This window comes from Blautia sp. MSK18_10 (assembly GCF_020553185.1).
In the GTDB taxonomy this organism is placed as follows: Bacteria; Bacillota; Clostridia; order Lachnospirales; family Lachnospiraceae; genus Blautia_A; species Blautia_A wexlerae.
The window spans coordinates 90828-107094 of sequence record NZ_JAJCGT010000003.1 but is presented as its reverse complement, the minus strand read 5'-3'; the positions used below and the strand labels follow the sequence as shown (position 1 = coordinate 107094).

The window sequence follows — 16267 nt, the reverse complement described above, 5'->3', positions numbered from 1 at the left end:
GCCATTTCTGACTGGTGGTACTAAATACGTCCTTCTTTTTTCAATTTCTTAATTTCTTCTTCTGTAAGCTTTCTTGGTTTACCCGGCATTGCCACTCTGTCCTGAAAGTCTTTATAGGCTTTCTTTTCCTTTGATTTCATCTTCATACGATCACCTGCAATTCTATTTCTTTTTCTTTCTTTGATACTACTCTGAATATAGTGTCCTTGTCAAGCAATAACTCTCTTTGCTTAGGATATCTGCTTATCCTTTCAATATATGCTCCTTTGCTGCCTTTTGGTACATATATCAAAATTTTATATGATTTGTTCAACGCAGCTCCTTGAGTCACCGAAGTACTGATAAACTGTCCTTCCGTGACCAGATCATTTACTTCAAATTCATCATAAAGTGGTATGTCCAGATTTCTATATGTAATAACATCATGCTGAATCTTACTCTTTTTCAATGCACCTGATATTGTTTCTGCATACTCTCTAAGTTTTTTATCTTCTGCTATATCTCCACGAAGCATAGCATTAAGCCGTTCAAAGAATCGATCCGGCTTTTGATCGCCAGAATTGAACGTGTATTTTTCAATCGCATGTTTTTCTTTTTCTGATAAACGATCAATCCAATCCTGTGATTCTGTACGAAGAAGGCTGACAATCTGACTCTGCGGAACTGCGTGGAAATCCACAAGTGGTCTTTTTGATTCTGCATATTCCTGGCTGTCCATATTACCAGTCTTCATTCTTACATGTTGCCACTCTTTTTGTTTTTGTCCATACACCTGTTGGTTCTCCGGATCCAGAGAGAATTGTGACAGCCTATTATATTTCTTTTCCTGGCGTTCGGCATATTGCTGACGTTCCCGCCTAGCGTTTTTCTCTGCAAGGTTGTTGAGCTCTTCTCTGGTATATTTCCCATCGGGTGGAGTATTGACTCCTTCAATGTAGGTTGTATGGCTGTCACGGCATCGGGGATGGTAAAGTCCAGCTACTATGGCAGCACTTATCAGCGGATACTTAATTCCTGTAACGGGAGATACTCCGTCTTTCGGACCTCCGCTCCATACATCATCAATCATGACTTTTCCCACGAATGGGACACACAAAGAGCAAGGGCAGCCACTGCCGCGTTTATTGATAATCACTGTGTACACGCCCCATTCCCGGCGTTTCTCTCCTTCCCCCTGCAGGTACGCTCTTTTCGTTGCTGTTCGGATTGCCATATCTGCATAGTCTGCAAGGGTATGTCTGGCACCATTGGCGTATTCCACGCAGTTTAGACCTGCTTTGAGGAAATCCTTAGTTGCCATATCCACAGCTTTTTCATAGGTTCCTGCACCGGTATTGGCATATACCTGAGCATTATAAATAATTCTCCGATATTGATCATTAGCCATACGAAGCACTGCAGTTTCTGCTTTCTTCATATCATCTGTTGTGGCTTTGATCAGAGCTTCCAGCTTCCGATCATTCAGTTTAAAAAATTCTGCAGTACCTCCCTTGCTTATTTTATTTGCCGGAAAGCCTTTTTTTATGGCATTCAAAATAGTGATCTCCTGCTGCATATTTCCTTCTGTTCTTGCAGTCCGAATCAGCTCCGCTATCTTTGCATTGATATCCTTAAACTGTTTGCCATATTTCTTTTGATTATTATGTTTATATTCTTCCAGGGATTTCAACATTTCTGTCTGCCACATGGACCATTGTTTGTCTTCGCCAATTTCTTCTTGCTTATGAGATTCCATATTGCGGATCATGGATGCTATGAGTTCATTCTCTATAGCTTCAAAGGCAGCTCCGATATCGTATTCATCATTTATCCTTGCCATTAGACAATACCTTGAATCCTTGAGCCTTAAACTGTCGTGTCAACTTCTTCAACTTTGTAATGCTGTCGCAATGATCACATCGAAGTTCCGCATAATCTTCTCTTTCGATAGCATATATTCCCTGTGCGACCTGTTCTTTGGCGATTTTAAGAAGTCCCTGGTATTCTTCTCTATTCATCCGGTATATTCGGTTGTTTACTTTAACCTTCACCTGATCCACCTCCTGTATCTACTTCAAAATCACCAAGTTTCATGTTGATGGATGGTTCTTCCAGATCCTGTATGCCCTGTTCTGCTTTCAGACGGGCTATCTCTTCTTCTTTGCAATGTTCATCCAGACTATCGCCATAAAGTTCCTCTACGCAACGTTCAATGCTCATGATTCCACCCTGTTTTGCTTTCGTCACAGTTTCCACCTGGCTCTCAAAAGAAGGGTTGGCGTATTCTCCAAATGGAATATTTACATTTACCTCTTCTACCTGCTGTCCATGAAGAATGTTATTTGCATTGATACACATCCCTACCACGGCCGGAAGTGTTTCCTGCATTGCTTCTACGATGGAATTTCTGGTGTAAAGTGTTGTCTTTTCTTTTTCTCTCTGAGCTTCAGCATTATCCAGTTTCTTAGTATCGATCCCCAGTGTTGACGGGCTGATCACTCCATGCAGACACAGGTCCAGCGCAGTTACATAAGATGCCAGATAGCTTTCATGCGGGATAACAGGCTGTTCTGTGATAATCTGATTGCGCTGTCCTTCTCTCATATCTCCGTCTGCAGAAAAATAACGGTTATCGAAAGGATTAGGTCTGACAAGCTCGCCTGTTTCCGGATTATGAGGTATCAGGCATTCTGGCACATAAGTTTTTGCTCTTCCTGACCTTAGTGCATCCATCCACTGACTCCATGTTTCATCCAGAGAATCAAAATTATCAAGTTTTCCGTCAAAAATACTTCCGCCTCTGCCCTCATACTTCGCAGATTCGTAGATCATAAATGGCTCTGCAAGGATTACCGAATCATCAAATGTAACGTCTTTAAGATTCTCTGTGGCCTTAATCGTTTTGATGTCCACAAGTTTATTTCCCTGATATAATTCATTTATGATGTATCCATATCCGTATCTTTCATTCAGGACATATGTCCTGCTTTTCTTATGATACGGAGTTTTAAATACTATTTCGCGGATCCTGTCTCTCTGATAAACAAATTCCACCTTGTCTCCCGGATACCATTCTATAATCGGGTAATCACTGAGTTCTGTGTCAATGACTGCTTTAAAGGCTCCATCGCCAATATATAATGTTTCTTTCAAAGCGCTTTCTATCTTTTTCCGAAACCGGTTTTCTTTTTCCATATCTTTCCATAGCTGTTCCTGAGCCGGTGACTCAAACTCAAAGTCTTCCATATCAGGAAGGACCGCTGAAGAAAGCGTGCGTACGATTAATCCCGGCAGACCTGTATGTATCTTTCTCATATCCATTCCAGGAGTGCATCTGCTTGCCCAGAACTTATGTCTGTCTGCATATTCCTGATTCTGCTGATAGAACTGTTCCAGTTCATTTCCGTCTCCTCTGTACCAGATTCGGTTGCGGATCGCATGTCCCTCGAAATCCAGTATCTCATTAATCTGGAAATTATATGGATTAGCCGGGAGCACATTCAGCCAGCTCCGAACTGTCTTCTTTATATTCTCGTTTAATTTATCCATCCATTTCACCTTTTCGTTTCCTCCGTTTCGAAACCAATCATATTCCGATATGGGATCCAGCCATACTGCTGGGAGTTGATCGTATGGTCGTTTCGGTCTTCCGGGATATCTTTTTCCTCATCCCAGGAATATTTCTCCAATTCAGCTATGTGATTGGTGCATGTATCTACAACCAGATAGCAATCCTGTTGGATCCATCCAAGTTGAAGCTTGATTCTATCCAGAATCTCTACTCTTTTGTAAGATTCTACAAAGTTGTACATACAGCCATGAAGACGTTTGTACTTTCTCAATTCTGTGATCGTAGCAGCATCTGCACAATCAACAAAGGTATCTTTTGCAAATCCCCAATCCTTTCGGCATTTCTCCAAAAACTCTATGAATTTTACAGCTGTATCGGAAGGAGCAAGTGGCTGATCCAGATCCTTATTGCTGTACACTTTTTCAGCCAGTGTGATCAATCTCCTGTCCTCTGTGATTCCCTGGAATATCATTGCGATTGTATCCGGAGACTTTGAAGAGTACGAGGTATCCAGGCCACAGGTGAATTTTTTAAATTTCAGCTTTCCTGCTACCATCTGGGCTTTTATCCATTTCTCTGAAACGACATGCTGTTTCCTGCTGAAGTTCGGGAATATCAATCCTGTTGCTTTTCCTCGCAAACCCTGAATCTTGTTTTTCCAGATCTTTGTTCCTTTCGGCGTATTCTGGATAATCTGCTGCTTCTTTTCTTCCGGAAGTCCAGCATTATCGTCAAAAGAAAAGAACCAATGGACCCAGCCGGGTTTTGGTTCTTCTCTTAGTTCATCTTTTATTTCCTGCGGTGTGCTGTCTGCCCATTCCGGCAAAGGTCTGCTGCAATTGATATATTCTTTGTATACATCCAGAGTTGGATCATCTGGGTTGAGGGTTGCCATAAGATAATCGCAACGCATGGATGCCTCCCGGACAAAGTCGATGTCTGCTGTATTAACTTCATCGATATATAGGCAGCCATACTGTCCGCCTAAAGCTTTCTTCCATTTCTTTTTGTTGCCATAGCCAAGAACGTATATTGTCTTATCGCCTTGCGGGGCATGAAACAATAAATGGGGAATTTTATCATCTTTTGTTCCAGATCCGTTGTACTCTACCAAAATTCCAAAATCATCCAAAATCCCTAAATCTTTATTAATGATATTCTTTTCTGCTGTTCCTGTATCATCCGCTGCAAGAATATGCAGTTTCTTTGGAGATTTGGCAACCTTACACATGAATTTAAAAAGTCCTACTGTTGTTTTCCCTGCTGCCGTAGTCAGGTTCCTTCAAGAAATTCTACCGGGGCACTGCAATGTAGAAATGCTTTGTATTTATCTGATAATACTAATCTCTGAGAACTCATGAAGGTTAACCACCCCCTCGGAGCTGCTCCAGGATGTCTCCCAGTTTCTTTTTCTCTTCATCCAAGCCGGATACTTCCAGTTTATCCTTAAACATTCCAAGGTGTCTTCCAAGAAGTTCCAATGCCTGCTCTTTATTATTTAATTTCACTTCAATACCGAATTTGCCCTCTTTTATCCCGGCAATAGCTCTGATCTGCTGCTCATCCAGGTTTGCTGTGTCTTTTATGTTTACCTGCCCGTCTTTAACTTCTGCATAGTCTGTAGCTTTAGCAAAAGCTATGGCAGCCAGTTCTTTCAGTACCCTGTCCTGAGTGATTTCTGTCCGTTTCTGGCGTTCTTGCATCCTTTCTTGAATATAAGCTGAAACCTTAACATTTCTTAACATTCTGGTTGCTGCTGCCGCTGCTGTTTCGTCTTTCTTTACAGATGGATATGCTACCCGGTAAGCCCTTGTGGCATTTAAGTCTATTAGGTATTCATCTGCAAATATTTTCTGCTTTTTTGTCACTCAGACTCACCGCCTCTCATTCGTTTCGTTTTTGAGTATAGAAAAAGCAGCCCCGAAGGACTGCTTCAACTTTATTCTTTTGCCCACTCATCTAACTGTTCCATTGCTTCCGAACTTATTTCTCCAATGAACCATATTTGCACTCCCGAATTGTTATCTTTTGTGACAGTAAAATGTGGCAACCAACCTATTACTCTGAGTTCTCTACCAGCAGAAATCAAACGTTTTTCTGTCATTCCTATTTCTCCCGGTCTTATCTTTTCAGGATCATTTCCTTCTTTTAATTCTCCATAAATATTAAAAATAAGTGTTTTTGCATCCTCTGACATAATCTTTCTCCTAAAATAATATATTTACTATTATTATATTATATTTTTTAAATTAAGTCTACTGGATATCGCTAGAAATATCCTAATATAATTGCATGCACTAAAAAGGCACTCTATTTTTTACGTAGAATGCCTTTTGCTCATTATATTTAATTTGGAGTTGAGCGTCTATGTCCGTTCACTTTCACTCCATCACTTCGTTTATATGGTTTTACAACCACAATTTTTTTATTCTGAATTCCTCTGACACTTGATTTGGTCTTTGCCATAATGTTTCTACTCCTTTTTTCAAAGTTTTTAAAGTAGAAACATATCCAACTGGCTAAATATGCTTCTCGAATGATTTAATTATCGATTTTTCTCTTTTTCTGGTTCAGGACCTGGACCAATCCAGATACGAAAAGCACGCTTTCCATGATCCTTGGCGTAATCCCGAGTACCATCTTTGCGTGTAATCCACGCGCGGAAAATGTACATAAAATCACTCTCCTTTCGCAATTAACTCTTGCAAAAGGATATACGCAGTGTTACAATTCAATTGTCGAGAGAGAATTGTAACCAGTTGAACAACTGTGTATACAGATTTCGCAAGAGCCAAGCATCTCCAAGAATGGGTGCTTGGTTTTTTGTATGTATAAACCTTTCGGCTCAATACATCATCTGTGATATTCATTAAATTGAATTGTTGCTGCCTGTTTTGACATTCCGCATTTCTCCATAATTTCGTCAACACTCATGTTTTTGACAAGATCATACGGTGCCATTAACTCCGCTGCAAATGTATTCGCCTGCCATTCCGGGTCTCTATATCTTGGTATTTTTCCACGTGCAAACGATACGGAATCTGGTTGATGTAAAAAATAGTGTCCTACCTCATGGCATAAAGTAAATCTATGTCTTGGATCTCCTTTAACAGCACCATCATATACATCACTTCTGATACGCATTATATTACTTCCAGTATTAGTTGTACCATAAGTATCTTGCATTTCGTCCGGATCTACGATTTCCAAATCTATTCCATTGTCTGGATTTGCTAAAATCCATTCTATAAAACGAACAATTGGAAAAAATTCGCGTTTATCACATCCGGCAAGTTCACGGAGTTTTTTTGTCAGTTTTCTAATACTTGCTCTTGACATTGGGTCAGCAGCAACATTCATTCATCATCAGCCTCACTTTCTAAAAAGCTTCTCAGCTTATTCTTGTCAATATTGTTAAATTTTCTCGCAAATGAAAGCATCATCATTCGGTCATTATCATTCATTCCACTTATGTCTATGCTATCATAATTTTGCGCCTCATACATGCAACGATCCAATTCACGAATCTGATTTCTATCTAAATCATAGTTACTTATGAGGATTTCTCTCCACTCTCTCGGCGGTTTTTTCTTTCCGTTTTCGACCTTGGATAAAAATGCAGATGAAACTCCCAATGTTTTTGCCATATCATACAGGAGTTCGCTTTTATCTATCCTGAGTTTCCTGCAGAACTTACCAAAATTATTAATCATAGTGCTTCACCTTCGCCCTTTCCTATATCGCATTTTAATATTAACCTATAAAGGTTAATTTGTCAACCCGCATTTGGAAATATTTTTTCGTATTTTCGATTATGTATAAGGCAAGCGCAACAATAAAACGTCCCATATTTCTACAGGACGTTTTAAAAAAATGTATGTGGTTTGAATTTCTCCATAGGAAAAGCAGAACATCAGGATTCGAACCTGCAGCTCAATGGCTCACGCTCACTCCCTCTCGGTGAGATGTTCTGGTAATCTGCCAGGTGGGTACTGGCAGTCATCTAATGGAAGGAGAACTCTGTATGATCTTCCACTGAGTTCAGTTTACATAGTACCATAGAGAAAGTGGACATGACCGGACATTTTTAATATTTACAATTTTTTTCCAAATATCTGTTATGGCGTTTTCGGCAGCTATCTTCCGTATATTTAATTCTTTTCTTCGGAAAGCGGTAATTCATATTTATGGCAACTGCTGCCCAGGTCATATCATCTAAATATTTAAAACGAAACATCATTCTAAGATCACTTTCGGGAATCTTCTCAATAAAATCATCTACTTCATTTATTGCATTTAAAAGATCATCCTCTAAAATATGCAGTTTTGCTACTCTTTTCTTTATCATGCCTTTTACCCGATCACATTCAGGAAACGGATAGCCGGTGATTTTGATTGAGCCAAAAGTTCCATTACTTCTGGTTCCTTTTACTGTATCAGACACTACGCCTTCTTTTTCTATTTTCACAAGTCTGCGTTCATCTTTGTCTATCCTGTCTTGCAGATCCTGTATTTCCCCTTTTAATTCTATGTACTGTTCCAGGATATTCTTGTCCATCGGTATCGCTCCCCTTTCACAAATTCTTCAAATCTGTATCACATATTGCTCACATTTTCTGGGTATATTATTACCTGTACAGAGCAAAGAGTAATTGCAAATAAAACTTTTTCTTTTTCATACTTTTAGCCGGGAGCTTTTGATAGTTCCCGGCCTCCTTCTTTTTTATCGGCTCCATTCCTTTCCAGATTCTAAATCTTTTATCCTGGTTATCTTTAATCCCATGCGGTATGCCATTGCTCTGAGTATGCAATAATCTCTATATGTATGCTCTGGCATATGATCTGCTGCCCGGATTGCTTTGCTGGCTGTCGGATCCGGATAGCCTTCTTTGTTCTTTCCTGTCATTCTTATGTCCTCCCACATAATTTTAAAAACCAGTTTCTTCGCATTTCCCATTCGGTCCATATTGAATCCTGTTTTGCAATGGCTGTATCTACCGCTTCTATTGCATATCTATGACCAATTGCATAATTTCCATAATAAGCTCCTGATACTGCACTTCCGGAACACTTCAGTCTTTCTGCTGCCTGTTTCAGCGTAACCGCCGGTTCTATAGTCTTTCCTGTCTTTATGTCTGTGATTTCACATAAATTCATTTCCTCTCCTCATAGAATCTGCATTCCTTGCAGTTCGTTCTGGCCGTAACATATTTGCCTTTGATGATGTGCATGTTCGGACAGGTGGGACGGGTGTATACTGCTACAGCTCCGATGTGTCCTGTACTATGTTTACATATTTCTGCTCTTGTGCTCATTTTCATCCTCCAGATAGTTTTTACCAAATAGTTTTACAAATTCTTCCCTGCTGCCGCACTTCTTTTCGAATGTTCTTTGGCCGATCCGCTGCAAGGTGGTTCGAACTTCCTTGTTTCTATGTACGGCAATCTCTGAAGTCCTGTGGCATTCCGGGCAAAGATATACGGTTAAGCCATATTGCTCGGAGTATTTGCGATTTGCACTGCCATAGATGTGATGGCGTTCTGTATAACCTGTTTTTCCGCAGATGAAGCACTGACCTTTTGCATCTCTGTCTATGATACTTTTGTGGTGCTTCTTTCGTTTTTTTCTAATGGTTCCTTTTGGGAATAATAATCCTTCCTGATTCATACCCAGCATCCTTTCATTGACGGTACATCAAATTCTGTTCTCTGGAAGAATATCCCTATCCAGCGTGTCTGAATATCTTTCTGTAGTTCTTCCAGTATATCTTTTACGATCACGGTATCTGTTGGTTTGGTTAATTCAAATATTCTGTCTACAGATTTCGTCGGATAATCTTCCGGGTGTTCAAATACTGCAATGATTGGGAATCTGATGTCCTCTAAATTTATCTCCTGTATCGATGTGACGATCTTATCCATTCATTTCTCCTTGAAATATTCCAGTTAAAGTCTTCTACTGCTCTGGTGGCTGCCTGTTTCTTCAGCTCTGCCAGACCGCCCCAGGGTTTGCAAAGAAAATCATGGAACCGGCGGCTACTGTAATGCATCCATCCCGGAGGATTCTGACCGGTTACTTTTCTAAATAATTTCTTTTTCTGTCTGAGATTCATTTTTCTCCTTTCCCCTTCCTGTGATCTGACAGGCTCACACAGGAAGGATGTATCTATGTGAATTTTAGGGCACCCTTAATCTTCCCAGGGTCTTCCGTTATGGTCTACTTTTCCGTTTAGCCATGTTTCCCAGAACGCAGGATCCAGAAGCGTGCTGTAGGTTTTGTTTGCGAACTGCCGCATAGCTCTTGCTATATACTCAGCTGTTCCATAAACTGTTAACGTATCTATATACTCTTTTCTGGTCTTAGGTTCTGCTGCAGGCGGCTCTGATCCGGATTGCGCCGGCGCAATTTCCAGTTCTTCCGTCACCATTTCGTTGGCCTCACCGAGATGGTCTTCCTGCAATTCTGGTTTCAGATTGCTTTCTGGCTGTTCTTCCGGTTCTGGCATATATTCCGGATGGTTTTCAATGCTGTCCTGGCCTGGAATCTGTGGTTCCGGCTCTGGAAGTGCTGTTTCTTGACTTTTTTCTATGTTTTCCGGCTGAGATTCTGGTGTTTCAGAATAGGAATCTGCTTTAGGTTTTCCTGATGTAGAGTCCTCTTTTTCTGGAACTGCTGTTTTTTGACCTTCTTCATGGTTATCCACAGTTTTTTCCACATTCTCCACCGATTCTGGCTGTTGCGCCAGCGCAATTTCCGGTTCAGGGCGAACATCGTGTTCGGGTATCGGATTCGATACGAGTTTTGGCGTAGGTTTCGGAATCTCTTTGGGCGTTGAGTCATGAGTTTCCTCTGGAATCCCAAAATAATTCTCATATGTCTCCGCTCCTGCTGCCGCTTCCGCAAATATCTCCTGTGTATATGTAAAAAACTGGTCCCAGGAGATATTCCTCATCTCTTCATTGAATATCTTGACTGTGATATCTTCCTGATGGAACATTAAGAAGACCGTTCCTTTTCGATAACTCATGCTGTCACCAGGGTTGACGATCTGTGCCATTTCCTTGATGTTTCCGGACTGGTATGCCTCACTGCTGTACAGGGCATTGAGGATTCCTGTCTTTTCCCGGAAGAATTCCTGGATCGTGGCGTGGAGCTTGTCCTCTGTACTCTGTGCAGATTTCCAATCTAAGAGATTCATCGGATTACTTTCATTTTCTTTGTTGAAGTCTTTTAATTCGCGGATGTCCTCTCTTTTATCCTCCGGATGAAAGATCTGTTGGTCTTCTTCCGGAAGCTGGAGCATTTCTACCAGGTTATTGAATTTGAATTCCCTGTACTGTTCCTTAAGCTCCGGTGTATCTCCCGGAACGGAATATTTCTCATATACTTTCATGAAACGGCTGACTCCTGATGGATTCATGCCATATTCTGTTCTGGCAAATTCTGCAATGGTGTTGTATCCATCGTGTTTATAGGCTCCTGACTTATCTATACGGGTCAGCTGCCATCCGATCCGCACGAAGCTTTTTACGATCCCTCCCAATTCCTGTTTGATCTCATTCTTGCTCTGGATATAGTCATCCATACTTAACTGCATATATTCCATAGTATCCTCCTTATGCTATGCCTGCTGCCGGTACCTGAATTTTTATCTTCTTTTTTCGGATGCTCCGTTTATACCGGTTCAGGATACCATTGATGGTCTCTTTATCCGGCTGTCGGTCATATTTTGAATAGAACTGGATGATATGGTCGTCCTTCAGACTGATTTCTATGGTGTAGTAGGGCTTTTCCAGTTCTGATTTTCTTCGCAGGAACAGGATCCAGCTGACGTCATCTGCCATCTTTCTCATGTAGGTGTCACTGCTTCCCACGCAATGGTGAAGGGTTCTTCCTTCGTCCATCAGTTCTTTGCATGTTCCTGCCGGTATGATCATGTATTCCCGGTCTTCCCAGAAGTAATCTTTCATGTCCGGAAGCCTTTCTTTTATCCGGTCATCCAGTTTCTTATATCCTTCCAGCCGTTTATCATCTTTTCTCTGATTTCTCACTTCTACCAGCTGATCGTGCCTAGCCTTTAAATCCTTTGGAAGTCTCACAATGTCGTCAGTGGTATCGTATCCCTCTTCTCTTGCCATACGCAGGTAGTCTCTCCATATGATCGTAGATTTACTTGGAGCTATTTTCTGTTTCTTCAGATAGTTGACCATCCGGTTCACGCTTTCAAGTTCATTAAGGATATCCTGGCAGTCACTTATTTTTAAATTCTTTCCGGCAATCCATTCCAAGCTTTCCTGTGTAATCCGGATGTCATTGTCCTGTTCGTACCTGAGCCATCCCAGGATGGCGGCTCCACCGTTTATCGTTTTCAGCCTGTTTAAGTGGTTTCCGTCCAGCATCAGTACTTCCCTGAGATTCCTTCCGTTTCTGTTGATCTCTACCCAGTGACCATTTACGATATCTGCTGCCAGTCTTGTCAGACCGGCTTTTGTCAGATATTCCAGATAAGGGTGGTTGTGGAAGGATATGATATAGATGTTTACGTTGAATTTCATGCCTGCATTTGCAAGGATATCCATTCCGCTGTGTTCCAGTCCTCCGGCTTTTAACACTTCCGGAAGATTTCCGGGATACAGGTATGACGGAACAAATCTCTTTCCATGTGGTTTGTCCCAGAATTCCTGTGTGAACTCATCCGCTTCCGGAATCGTGCCGTACCACACTTTTCCCCAGGTTTCCCTCAGCGGCATGATAGCTCTGATCCTCTCAGACAGCTTTATTTCTTTCTTCCCTGCTGTCCATCTGCAGACTGCCCGAAACTGACGCTCCACCCACTTTTTGTCATATTGCTGTAGAATGGTTACCATGGCTTTGGCTGTCTTTTCCTCCTGTCTGCTGTTTGTCGTTACCGGTGCCTTGCATTTCGGGCATATGGTTTTTTCTCCATGCTTCCATCCGTTTTTTCTCCAGCCGGCATAACCGCAGGCAGTACAGTTGAATGTAGTCCGGTTCTCTTCTTTCTTAAAAAACAGGATGTTTCCCGGAAATAGTTTATCTTCTACCCACTTCTCTGCTTCCTCCGGCACACAGGGGACTTCTGTCATCATTTCATTGATTCTTTCCTGCTTCCGGATGTATGCCAGGTCTCTTTTTGTTTCATTCACTGTAGTCTCGTAACTGCCAATGCTGTAGGTATCCAGAAAGTTATATACCCTGTCCCTGTCTTCCTGTGCGGCCCATTCCATATCCGGGGAGCCGTGGTAAAAATCGTTTTTCAAAACCGGCTGGCCCATGCAAAGTCTGAGTACATTTTTGAGCCCGCAGGTTGTCCATGTTTCATTTACCCATGTACTGTGGTTCTTTTTATCTGCAAAATACCGGGCTTTCAGTTCTCCTTTGACGAACAGGCTGATCTCTACTGCCCGCTCTCCGTCCGCCTCAAGAAGCTGGCTTGCAGCGATCACGCTGTCGGAATCTTTTACTTTTGGAACTGTACATGGGATGCAGCGTAATAATTTTGTCCGCTTCATGCCTTTGCCCCTCCCATGTAGTAATCCCGGATCAGCTCCTTGGCTTTTGCCATACCGGGAACTCCAAATGTCACCTTACCGGCACTGACTCCTGCTGCCTTTATGATCGCTTTATCTACTGTGATCTGGTTTTTAAAAGAATATTCCAGCAGAACCACCATGCATCCCTGCAGAGTCTTTCCTTTCTTGCGGACCTGGTGGGCGATCATCTCATTCTCCATACAAAGTCCCTTGATGTACTCTACCCAGTCCAGCATCAGTTCCTTGGGTTTTAGTTTCGTGCATTCCACATCGATTTTGCCAATAGCTGCAGATGTGGAATCGCAGAGGGATGGGATGGCTTCTTCCAGATACATCTCTACATAATCATCCGGAATGCCGTTTTCCTTTGCCAGTTCTTTTAAGCTGTCCAGATCTCCTTCCTGCAGAAGATTGGCTGCCAGTTCATTGATCTCTGTGTATGAATTCATTTCTCCAAATTTATCAAACATTGTGTTCTCCTCTCCTTGTGTTAAAATTCCGTCTGGAATCTTACTGCATGACCGCTGAGCTGTTTATCTATCTCCTGCCAGAGGTCTGCATTTTTTAATTCCCGGTCCCCGCTTCTTTTCCATCCGTTTGTCTTCCATACGTTAAGGTTCTTATGACCATTTGCAAGATATTGGCAGGTTGTATGGATTGTGATCAGGGACGGTCTGCGTATTCTTTTCAGGGCAGCGATCAGTCCCAGCATGACAAGGCGGTGTGGTGTGGTATCTTCTGCTTCTTCTCTGCCGCTGATCGGATTTCCCGGACCTTTTGGAAAATCCTGGCTGGCAATGATGTATACGCACCTGCCTTTCTTTATCCTTGCGCTTTTATCACTGACGATAAGGGAAATATCTACTCTTGCCATTTTCTGGTCCATCTTCAAATCCTCCTGTCTATCTTTACAAGTGTGTAATGGCGGTACGCGTATCCTGTCACAGGATTGATCCCTTTTTTGATGGAATCCGGATCCACATAGTAACCTTTGGGGGCTTTGGGTTCTCTGACTACTCCATCTTTGTCTATCAGGGAACGTCTTTTTATTTCTTTTCTGGCCGGTTTTTTGCGGATCAGGTTTCTGGACGGATGATATGCTTTTGCTTTTTCCGGTTCCCATTCCTGTAAAGGTGTTGCTATGTACTCTGCCAGATCTCCGTTCTTCAGGTCGTATACCACTTTCATGTTCGGATTCCCATGTGTCCAAAGTTCCCTGACAATCTTTTCTGTCCGGGTCTCTGTATTTGATTCGGCATTTAAGAGGATATGGATGTGGATCGCACCCCTCTTTCCTATCTGTGGTCTCCAGATATACTTTAAGGTCCAACCATATTTCCGATATCTGGTCTGAAGCTTTCTTATGAATTTCTGCATATGCTTTATCATCTCTTCCCAGCTTACCCTCTTGTCTTTCTGGTAGGTGAGTGTGATCCAGCTGTCTCCGGTTGTGAAGTTCCACTTTACCAGCCTCCTAAGATCTCTCACCCGCTTCCATTGATTCTGCCTTATGATGTCTTCCGGGGTGGGTTCCTTCTTCGGCTCCCTCTTCTGCCCCCTTGCACCATATCTTCCTGTATGCTTTTCCTCTACCTCTAAGGTTTCCCCACAATCCCATGTATCTCTTATGTATCCACACTTCATATGTCACCCCGGTGTCGTAAGTTTAATACCCTTAATCAAGCCCTGAAGGGACTTTCCTGTCCCCTGAAAAAGGTTAAAAATATAGCAGGTTTTCTCCTGCTTAAATCTTGACTTTTCGCCACCTGGATGTTATATTTTTTACAGGTTTAATATCCAAGTGGCAAAAGTCACCCCGGCTCATGTATTTGCGTTACATGAGTCTTTTTTATTCTATGTGTTCGATCGGTCCGTAGAGGTCTTCCATTCGTTTTGCATTTCGAATGGCATCTTCCAGCGTTCCTATACAAGTACCAGTTTTCCGCTCTTAAATCGAACAATACGGATGATTCGTTGCTGATCTGGCGGGATCTTGACGGATTCTTTGGTTCTTCTGGAAATCCGTTCTACTTCCCTCATTCTTTCTTCTTCAGTCATTCTGTTCTCTCCCCGATCAGGTTTTTGAGATACTGAATGCATTCTTCTGACCATTCTTCCATATACTCATTGTCTTCAAAGCCAAATACCTTTGTGTTTGTTATAATCGCTAATGCTTTTGTGCCTGTGTCATAATTGTATGCCACATAAATATTCTTTTCTTCAGCTTTGAGTACAAGTTCCAGAATCTCTCTTATTTTGTCTCTGAACATGTTTCTTTCTCCTGAACTCTCCTGAACTGATCTACCGCCCAGTATGCGGATATCCCAAAGAGGATGTTAAACCAGATCGGGATGTCCACATATTTCCCTGCAAGGATGCAGAGGGCTATGATTATGTACTGTTTCATAATGCTTGTCCTTCTTTCTCCGCCTTAACCGGCGGCTTTTCTTTCGTAATTCATGCTCAGAAGAAGTTCATCCTGCCTCTGGATGAGCAGGCATTTGATTTCTTCTTCTGACATATCACTGGCTTTATGCTGAATTCCATTAATACGGATATTTCTTGTTACCAGCTTTAATTCTGACATCTTCCTCACCTCTTTTTTATGGTATGGGAAATGATATGTATGGGTTACTGTTTATAAAAATTTAAGCAGTTTGTCGAACGGCCTTTGTTGACTTCTCTTTGTTTCTCTCCTATTCTTGTATTACAGGCACTGGCATGCCGAGTATCTAAGAAAGGAGTATCGTTTATGGAACCTATTTCAATAAATATCAATGGATATGATACTTACTTTACTGAATGTAAGGATTCTGCCGGAAATTATCTTTTAATTGCTATTCCGTCTAATGCTGGCAAAGATATTTCCGAAATCTGTGGAACAATCATAAACGGTCATTTCATTAAAATGATTGATTATGCTGTATCCAATAACATTCGTTTTATCAAAGCTTATTATTGATAGTGACTGTGATACGTCCATACTCTTCATAGGGTTTGATTTCCGGGTTGAACATTTTCTGTGTGGGCCATCCATCAGGCCCTGGGAGAGTTACAATAACTGGCTTCTCTGCTTTCTTTCCGTTGATTTCCAGCATATCTTTGTCGAAATCAATTTTTATAGATCGAATTTCCATCTCACTTCACCTCTTCCCTATGCTGTCTC

General features: G+C 41.7%; 27 protein-coding genes. 1 reads left to right on the top strand and 26 read right to left on the bottom strand.

Features of this window, described 5'->3' with window-relative positions; translation table 11 throughout:
- Positions 1-20: 20 nt before the first annotated feature.
- The 25 genes from LI074_RS02710 to LI074_RS02590 all read right to left on the bottom strand — a co-directional run bounded on the left by LI074_RS02710 (position 21) and on the right by LI074_RS02590 (position 15688).
- Positions 21-146: a hypothetical protein gene (locus tag LI074_RS02710; protein ID WP_265107634.1), complete on the bottom strand. Its 126-nt coding sequence runs from the start codon at positions 144-146 to the stop codon at positions 21-23.
- A complete protein-coding gene (locus LI074_RS02705) occupies positions 143-1819 on the bottom strand; it encodes a phage minor capsid protein (RefSeq protein ID WP_173697660.1) in 1677 nt (558 codons plus the stop codon). Before LI074_RS02705 ends, LI074_RS02710 begins: the two co-directional genes overlap by 4 nt.
- Positions 1803-2030 carry a hypothetical protein gene (locus LI074_RS02700; protein ID WP_173697659.1) on the bottom strand — a complete coding sequence of 76 codons (228 nt, stop codon included), beginning with the start codon at positions 2028-2030 and terminating at the stop codon, positions 1803-1805. The genes LI074_RS02705 and LI074_RS02700 overlap by 17 nt, the downstream gene beginning before the upstream one ends.
- On the bottom strand, positions 2020-3528 hold the full coding sequence (locus tag LI074_RS02695; RefSeq protein ID WP_179962918.1) for a capsid protein: 1509 nt from the start codon (positions 3526-3528) through the stop codon (positions 2020-2022). Before LI074_RS02695 ends, LI074_RS02700 begins: the two co-directional genes overlap by 11 nt.
- 5 nt (positions 3529-3533) lie before the next feature.
- Positions 3534-4781 carry a hypothetical protein gene (locus tag LI074_RS02690; RefSeq protein WP_330597621.1) on the bottom strand — a complete coding sequence of 416 codons (1248 nt, stop codon included), beginning with the start codon at positions 4779-4781 and terminating at the stop codon, positions 3534-3536.
- Between the two features lie 133 nt (positions 4782-4914).
- Positions 4915-5418, bottom strand: coding sequence for a terminase small subunit (locus LI074_RS02685; protein WP_173697657.1), 504 nt, complete (start codon positions 5416-5418; stop codon positions 4915-4917).
- Between the two features lie 71 nt (positions 5419-5489).
- Complete coding sequence (locus LI074_RS02680; RefSeq protein WP_173697656.1) at positions 5490-5747, bottom strand: hypothetical protein; 258 nt, start codon at positions 5745-5747, stop codon at positions 5490-5492.
- A gap of 656 nt (positions 5748-6403) precedes the next feature.
- Positions 6404-6910 (bottom strand): ImmA/IrrE family metallo-endopeptidase, encoded by a 507-nt coding sequence (locus tag LI074_RS02675; RefSeq protein WP_173697655.1) that lies wholly within the window; start codon positions 6908-6910, stop codon positions 6404-6406.
- Positions 6907-7263 (bottom strand): helix-turn-helix domain-containing protein, encoded by a 357-nt coding sequence (locus LI074_RS02670; protein WP_173697654.1) that lies wholly within the window; start codon positions 7261-7263, stop codon positions 6907-6909. The genes LI074_RS02675 and LI074_RS02670 overlap by 4 nt, the downstream gene beginning before the upstream one ends.
- Before the next feature lie 374 nt (positions 7264-7637).
- Positions 7638-8108: a hypothetical protein gene (locus LI074_RS02665; RefSeq protein WP_179962919.1), complete on the bottom strand. Its 471-nt coding sequence runs from the start codon at positions 8106-8108 to the stop codon at positions 7638-7640.
- Between the two features lie 165 nt (positions 8109-8273).
- A complete protein-coding gene (locus LI074_RS02660) occupies positions 8274-8456 on the bottom strand; it encodes a hypothetical protein (RefSeq protein ID WP_173697653.1) in 183 nt (60 codons plus the stop codon).
- Between the two features lie 2 nt (positions 8457-8458).
- Positions 8459-8707, bottom strand: a complete 249-nt coding sequence (locus LI074_RS02655) for a hypothetical protein (RefSeq protein WP_173697652.1) — start codon at positions 8705-8707, stop codon at positions 8459-8461.
- Positions 8704-8865, bottom strand: coding sequence for a hypothetical protein (locus tag LI074_RS02650; RefSeq protein ID WP_173697651.1), 162 nt, complete (start codon positions 8863-8865; stop codon positions 8704-8706). Before LI074_RS02650 ends, LI074_RS02655 begins: the two co-directional genes overlap by 4 nt.
- Positions 8840-9217: a hypothetical protein gene (locus LI074_RS02645; protein WP_173697650.1), complete on the bottom strand. Its 378-nt coding sequence runs from the start codon at positions 9215-9217 to the stop codon at positions 8840-8842. Before LI074_RS02645 ends, LI074_RS02650 begins: the two co-directional genes overlap by 26 nt.
- Positions 9214-9471, bottom strand: a complete 258-nt coding sequence (locus LI074_RS02640) for a hypothetical protein (RefSeq protein ID WP_173697649.1) — start codon at positions 9469-9471, stop codon at positions 9214-9216. The genes LI074_RS02645 and LI074_RS02640 overlap by 4 nt, the downstream gene beginning before the upstream one ends.
- Entirely contained in the window at positions 9438-9662 is a 225-nt protein-coding gene (locus LI074_RS02635) for a hypothetical protein (protein ID WP_173697648.1), read from the bottom strand. Before LI074_RS02635 ends, LI074_RS02640 begins: the two co-directional genes overlap by 34 nt.
- Before the next feature lie 75 nt (positions 9663-9737).
- Positions 9738-11156: a hypothetical protein gene (locus LI074_RS02630; RefSeq protein WP_173697647.1), complete on the bottom strand. Its 1419-nt coding sequence runs from the start codon at positions 11154-11156 to the stop codon at positions 9738-9740.
- A 10-nt stretch (positions 11157-11166) separates the two neighbouring features.
- The gene (locus LI074_RS02625) at positions 11167-13080 is read right to left on the bottom strand and encodes a PcfJ domain-containing protein (RefSeq protein ID WP_173697646.1); all 1914 of its coding nucleotides are present in this window, start codon (positions 13078-13080) and stop codon (positions 11167-11169) included.
- Positions 13077-13571, bottom strand: a complete 495-nt coding sequence (locus LI074_RS02620; RefSeq protein ID WP_173697645.1) for a hypothetical protein — start codon at positions 13569-13571, stop codon at positions 13077-13079. The genes LI074_RS02625 and LI074_RS02620 overlap by 4 nt, the downstream gene beginning before the upstream one ends.
- A 20-nt stretch (positions 13572-13591) precedes the next feature.
- Positions 13592-13987 (bottom strand): RNase H family protein, encoded by a 396-nt coding sequence (locus tag LI074_RS02615; protein ID WP_173697644.1) that lies wholly within the window; start codon positions 13985-13987, stop codon positions 13592-13594.
- Positions 13988-13989: 2 nt separating this feature from the next.
- Positions 13990-14745 carry a rolling circle replication-associated protein gene (locus LI074_RS02610; protein ID WP_173697643.1) on the bottom strand — a complete coding sequence of 252 codons (756 nt, stop codon included), beginning with the start codon at positions 14743-14745 and terminating at the stop codon, positions 13990-13992.
- A 279-nt stretch (positions 14746-15024) separates the two neighbouring features.
- Entirely contained in the window at positions 15025-15159 is a 135-nt protein-coding gene (locus LI074_RS02605) for a hypothetical protein (RefSeq protein ID WP_265107633.1), read from the bottom strand.
- Positions 15156-15371, bottom strand: a complete 216-nt coding sequence (locus LI074_RS02600) for a hypothetical protein (protein WP_173697642.1) — start codon at positions 15369-15371, stop codon at positions 15156-15158. Before LI074_RS02600 ends, LI074_RS02605 begins: the two co-directional genes overlap by 4 nt.
- The gene (locus LI074_RS02595) at positions 15353-15508 is read right to left on the bottom strand and encodes a hypothetical protein (protein WP_173697641.1); all 156 of its coding nucleotides are present in this window, start codon (positions 15506-15508) and stop codon (positions 15353-15355) included. Before LI074_RS02595 ends, LI074_RS02600 begins: the two co-directional genes overlap by 19 nt.
- A gap of 24 nt (positions 15509-15532) precedes the next feature.
- Positions 15533-15688 carry a hypothetical protein gene (locus LI074_RS02590; protein WP_173697640.1) on the bottom strand — a complete coding sequence of 52 codons (156 nt, stop codon included), beginning with the start codon at positions 15686-15688 and terminating at the stop codon, positions 15533-15535.
- 165 nt (positions 15689-15853) lie between these two features.
- Here LI074_RS02590 and LI074_RS02585 point away from each other — a divergent pair, with 165 nt between their 5' ends.
- Entirely contained in the window at positions 15854-16063 is a 210-nt protein-coding gene (locus LI074_RS02585; protein ID WP_173697639.1) for a hypothetical protein, read from the top strand.
- Here the strand turns inward: LI074_RS02585 and LI074_RS02580 are convergent.
- Positions 16047-16238: a hypothetical protein gene (locus tag LI074_RS02580; protein ID WP_173697638.1), complete on the bottom strand. Its 192-nt coding sequence runs from the start codon at positions 16236-16238 to the stop codon at positions 16047-16049. The two genes, LI074_RS02585 and LI074_RS02580, sit on opposite strands and share 17 nt — an antisense overlap.
- Positions 16239-16267 lie beyond the last annotated feature (29 nt).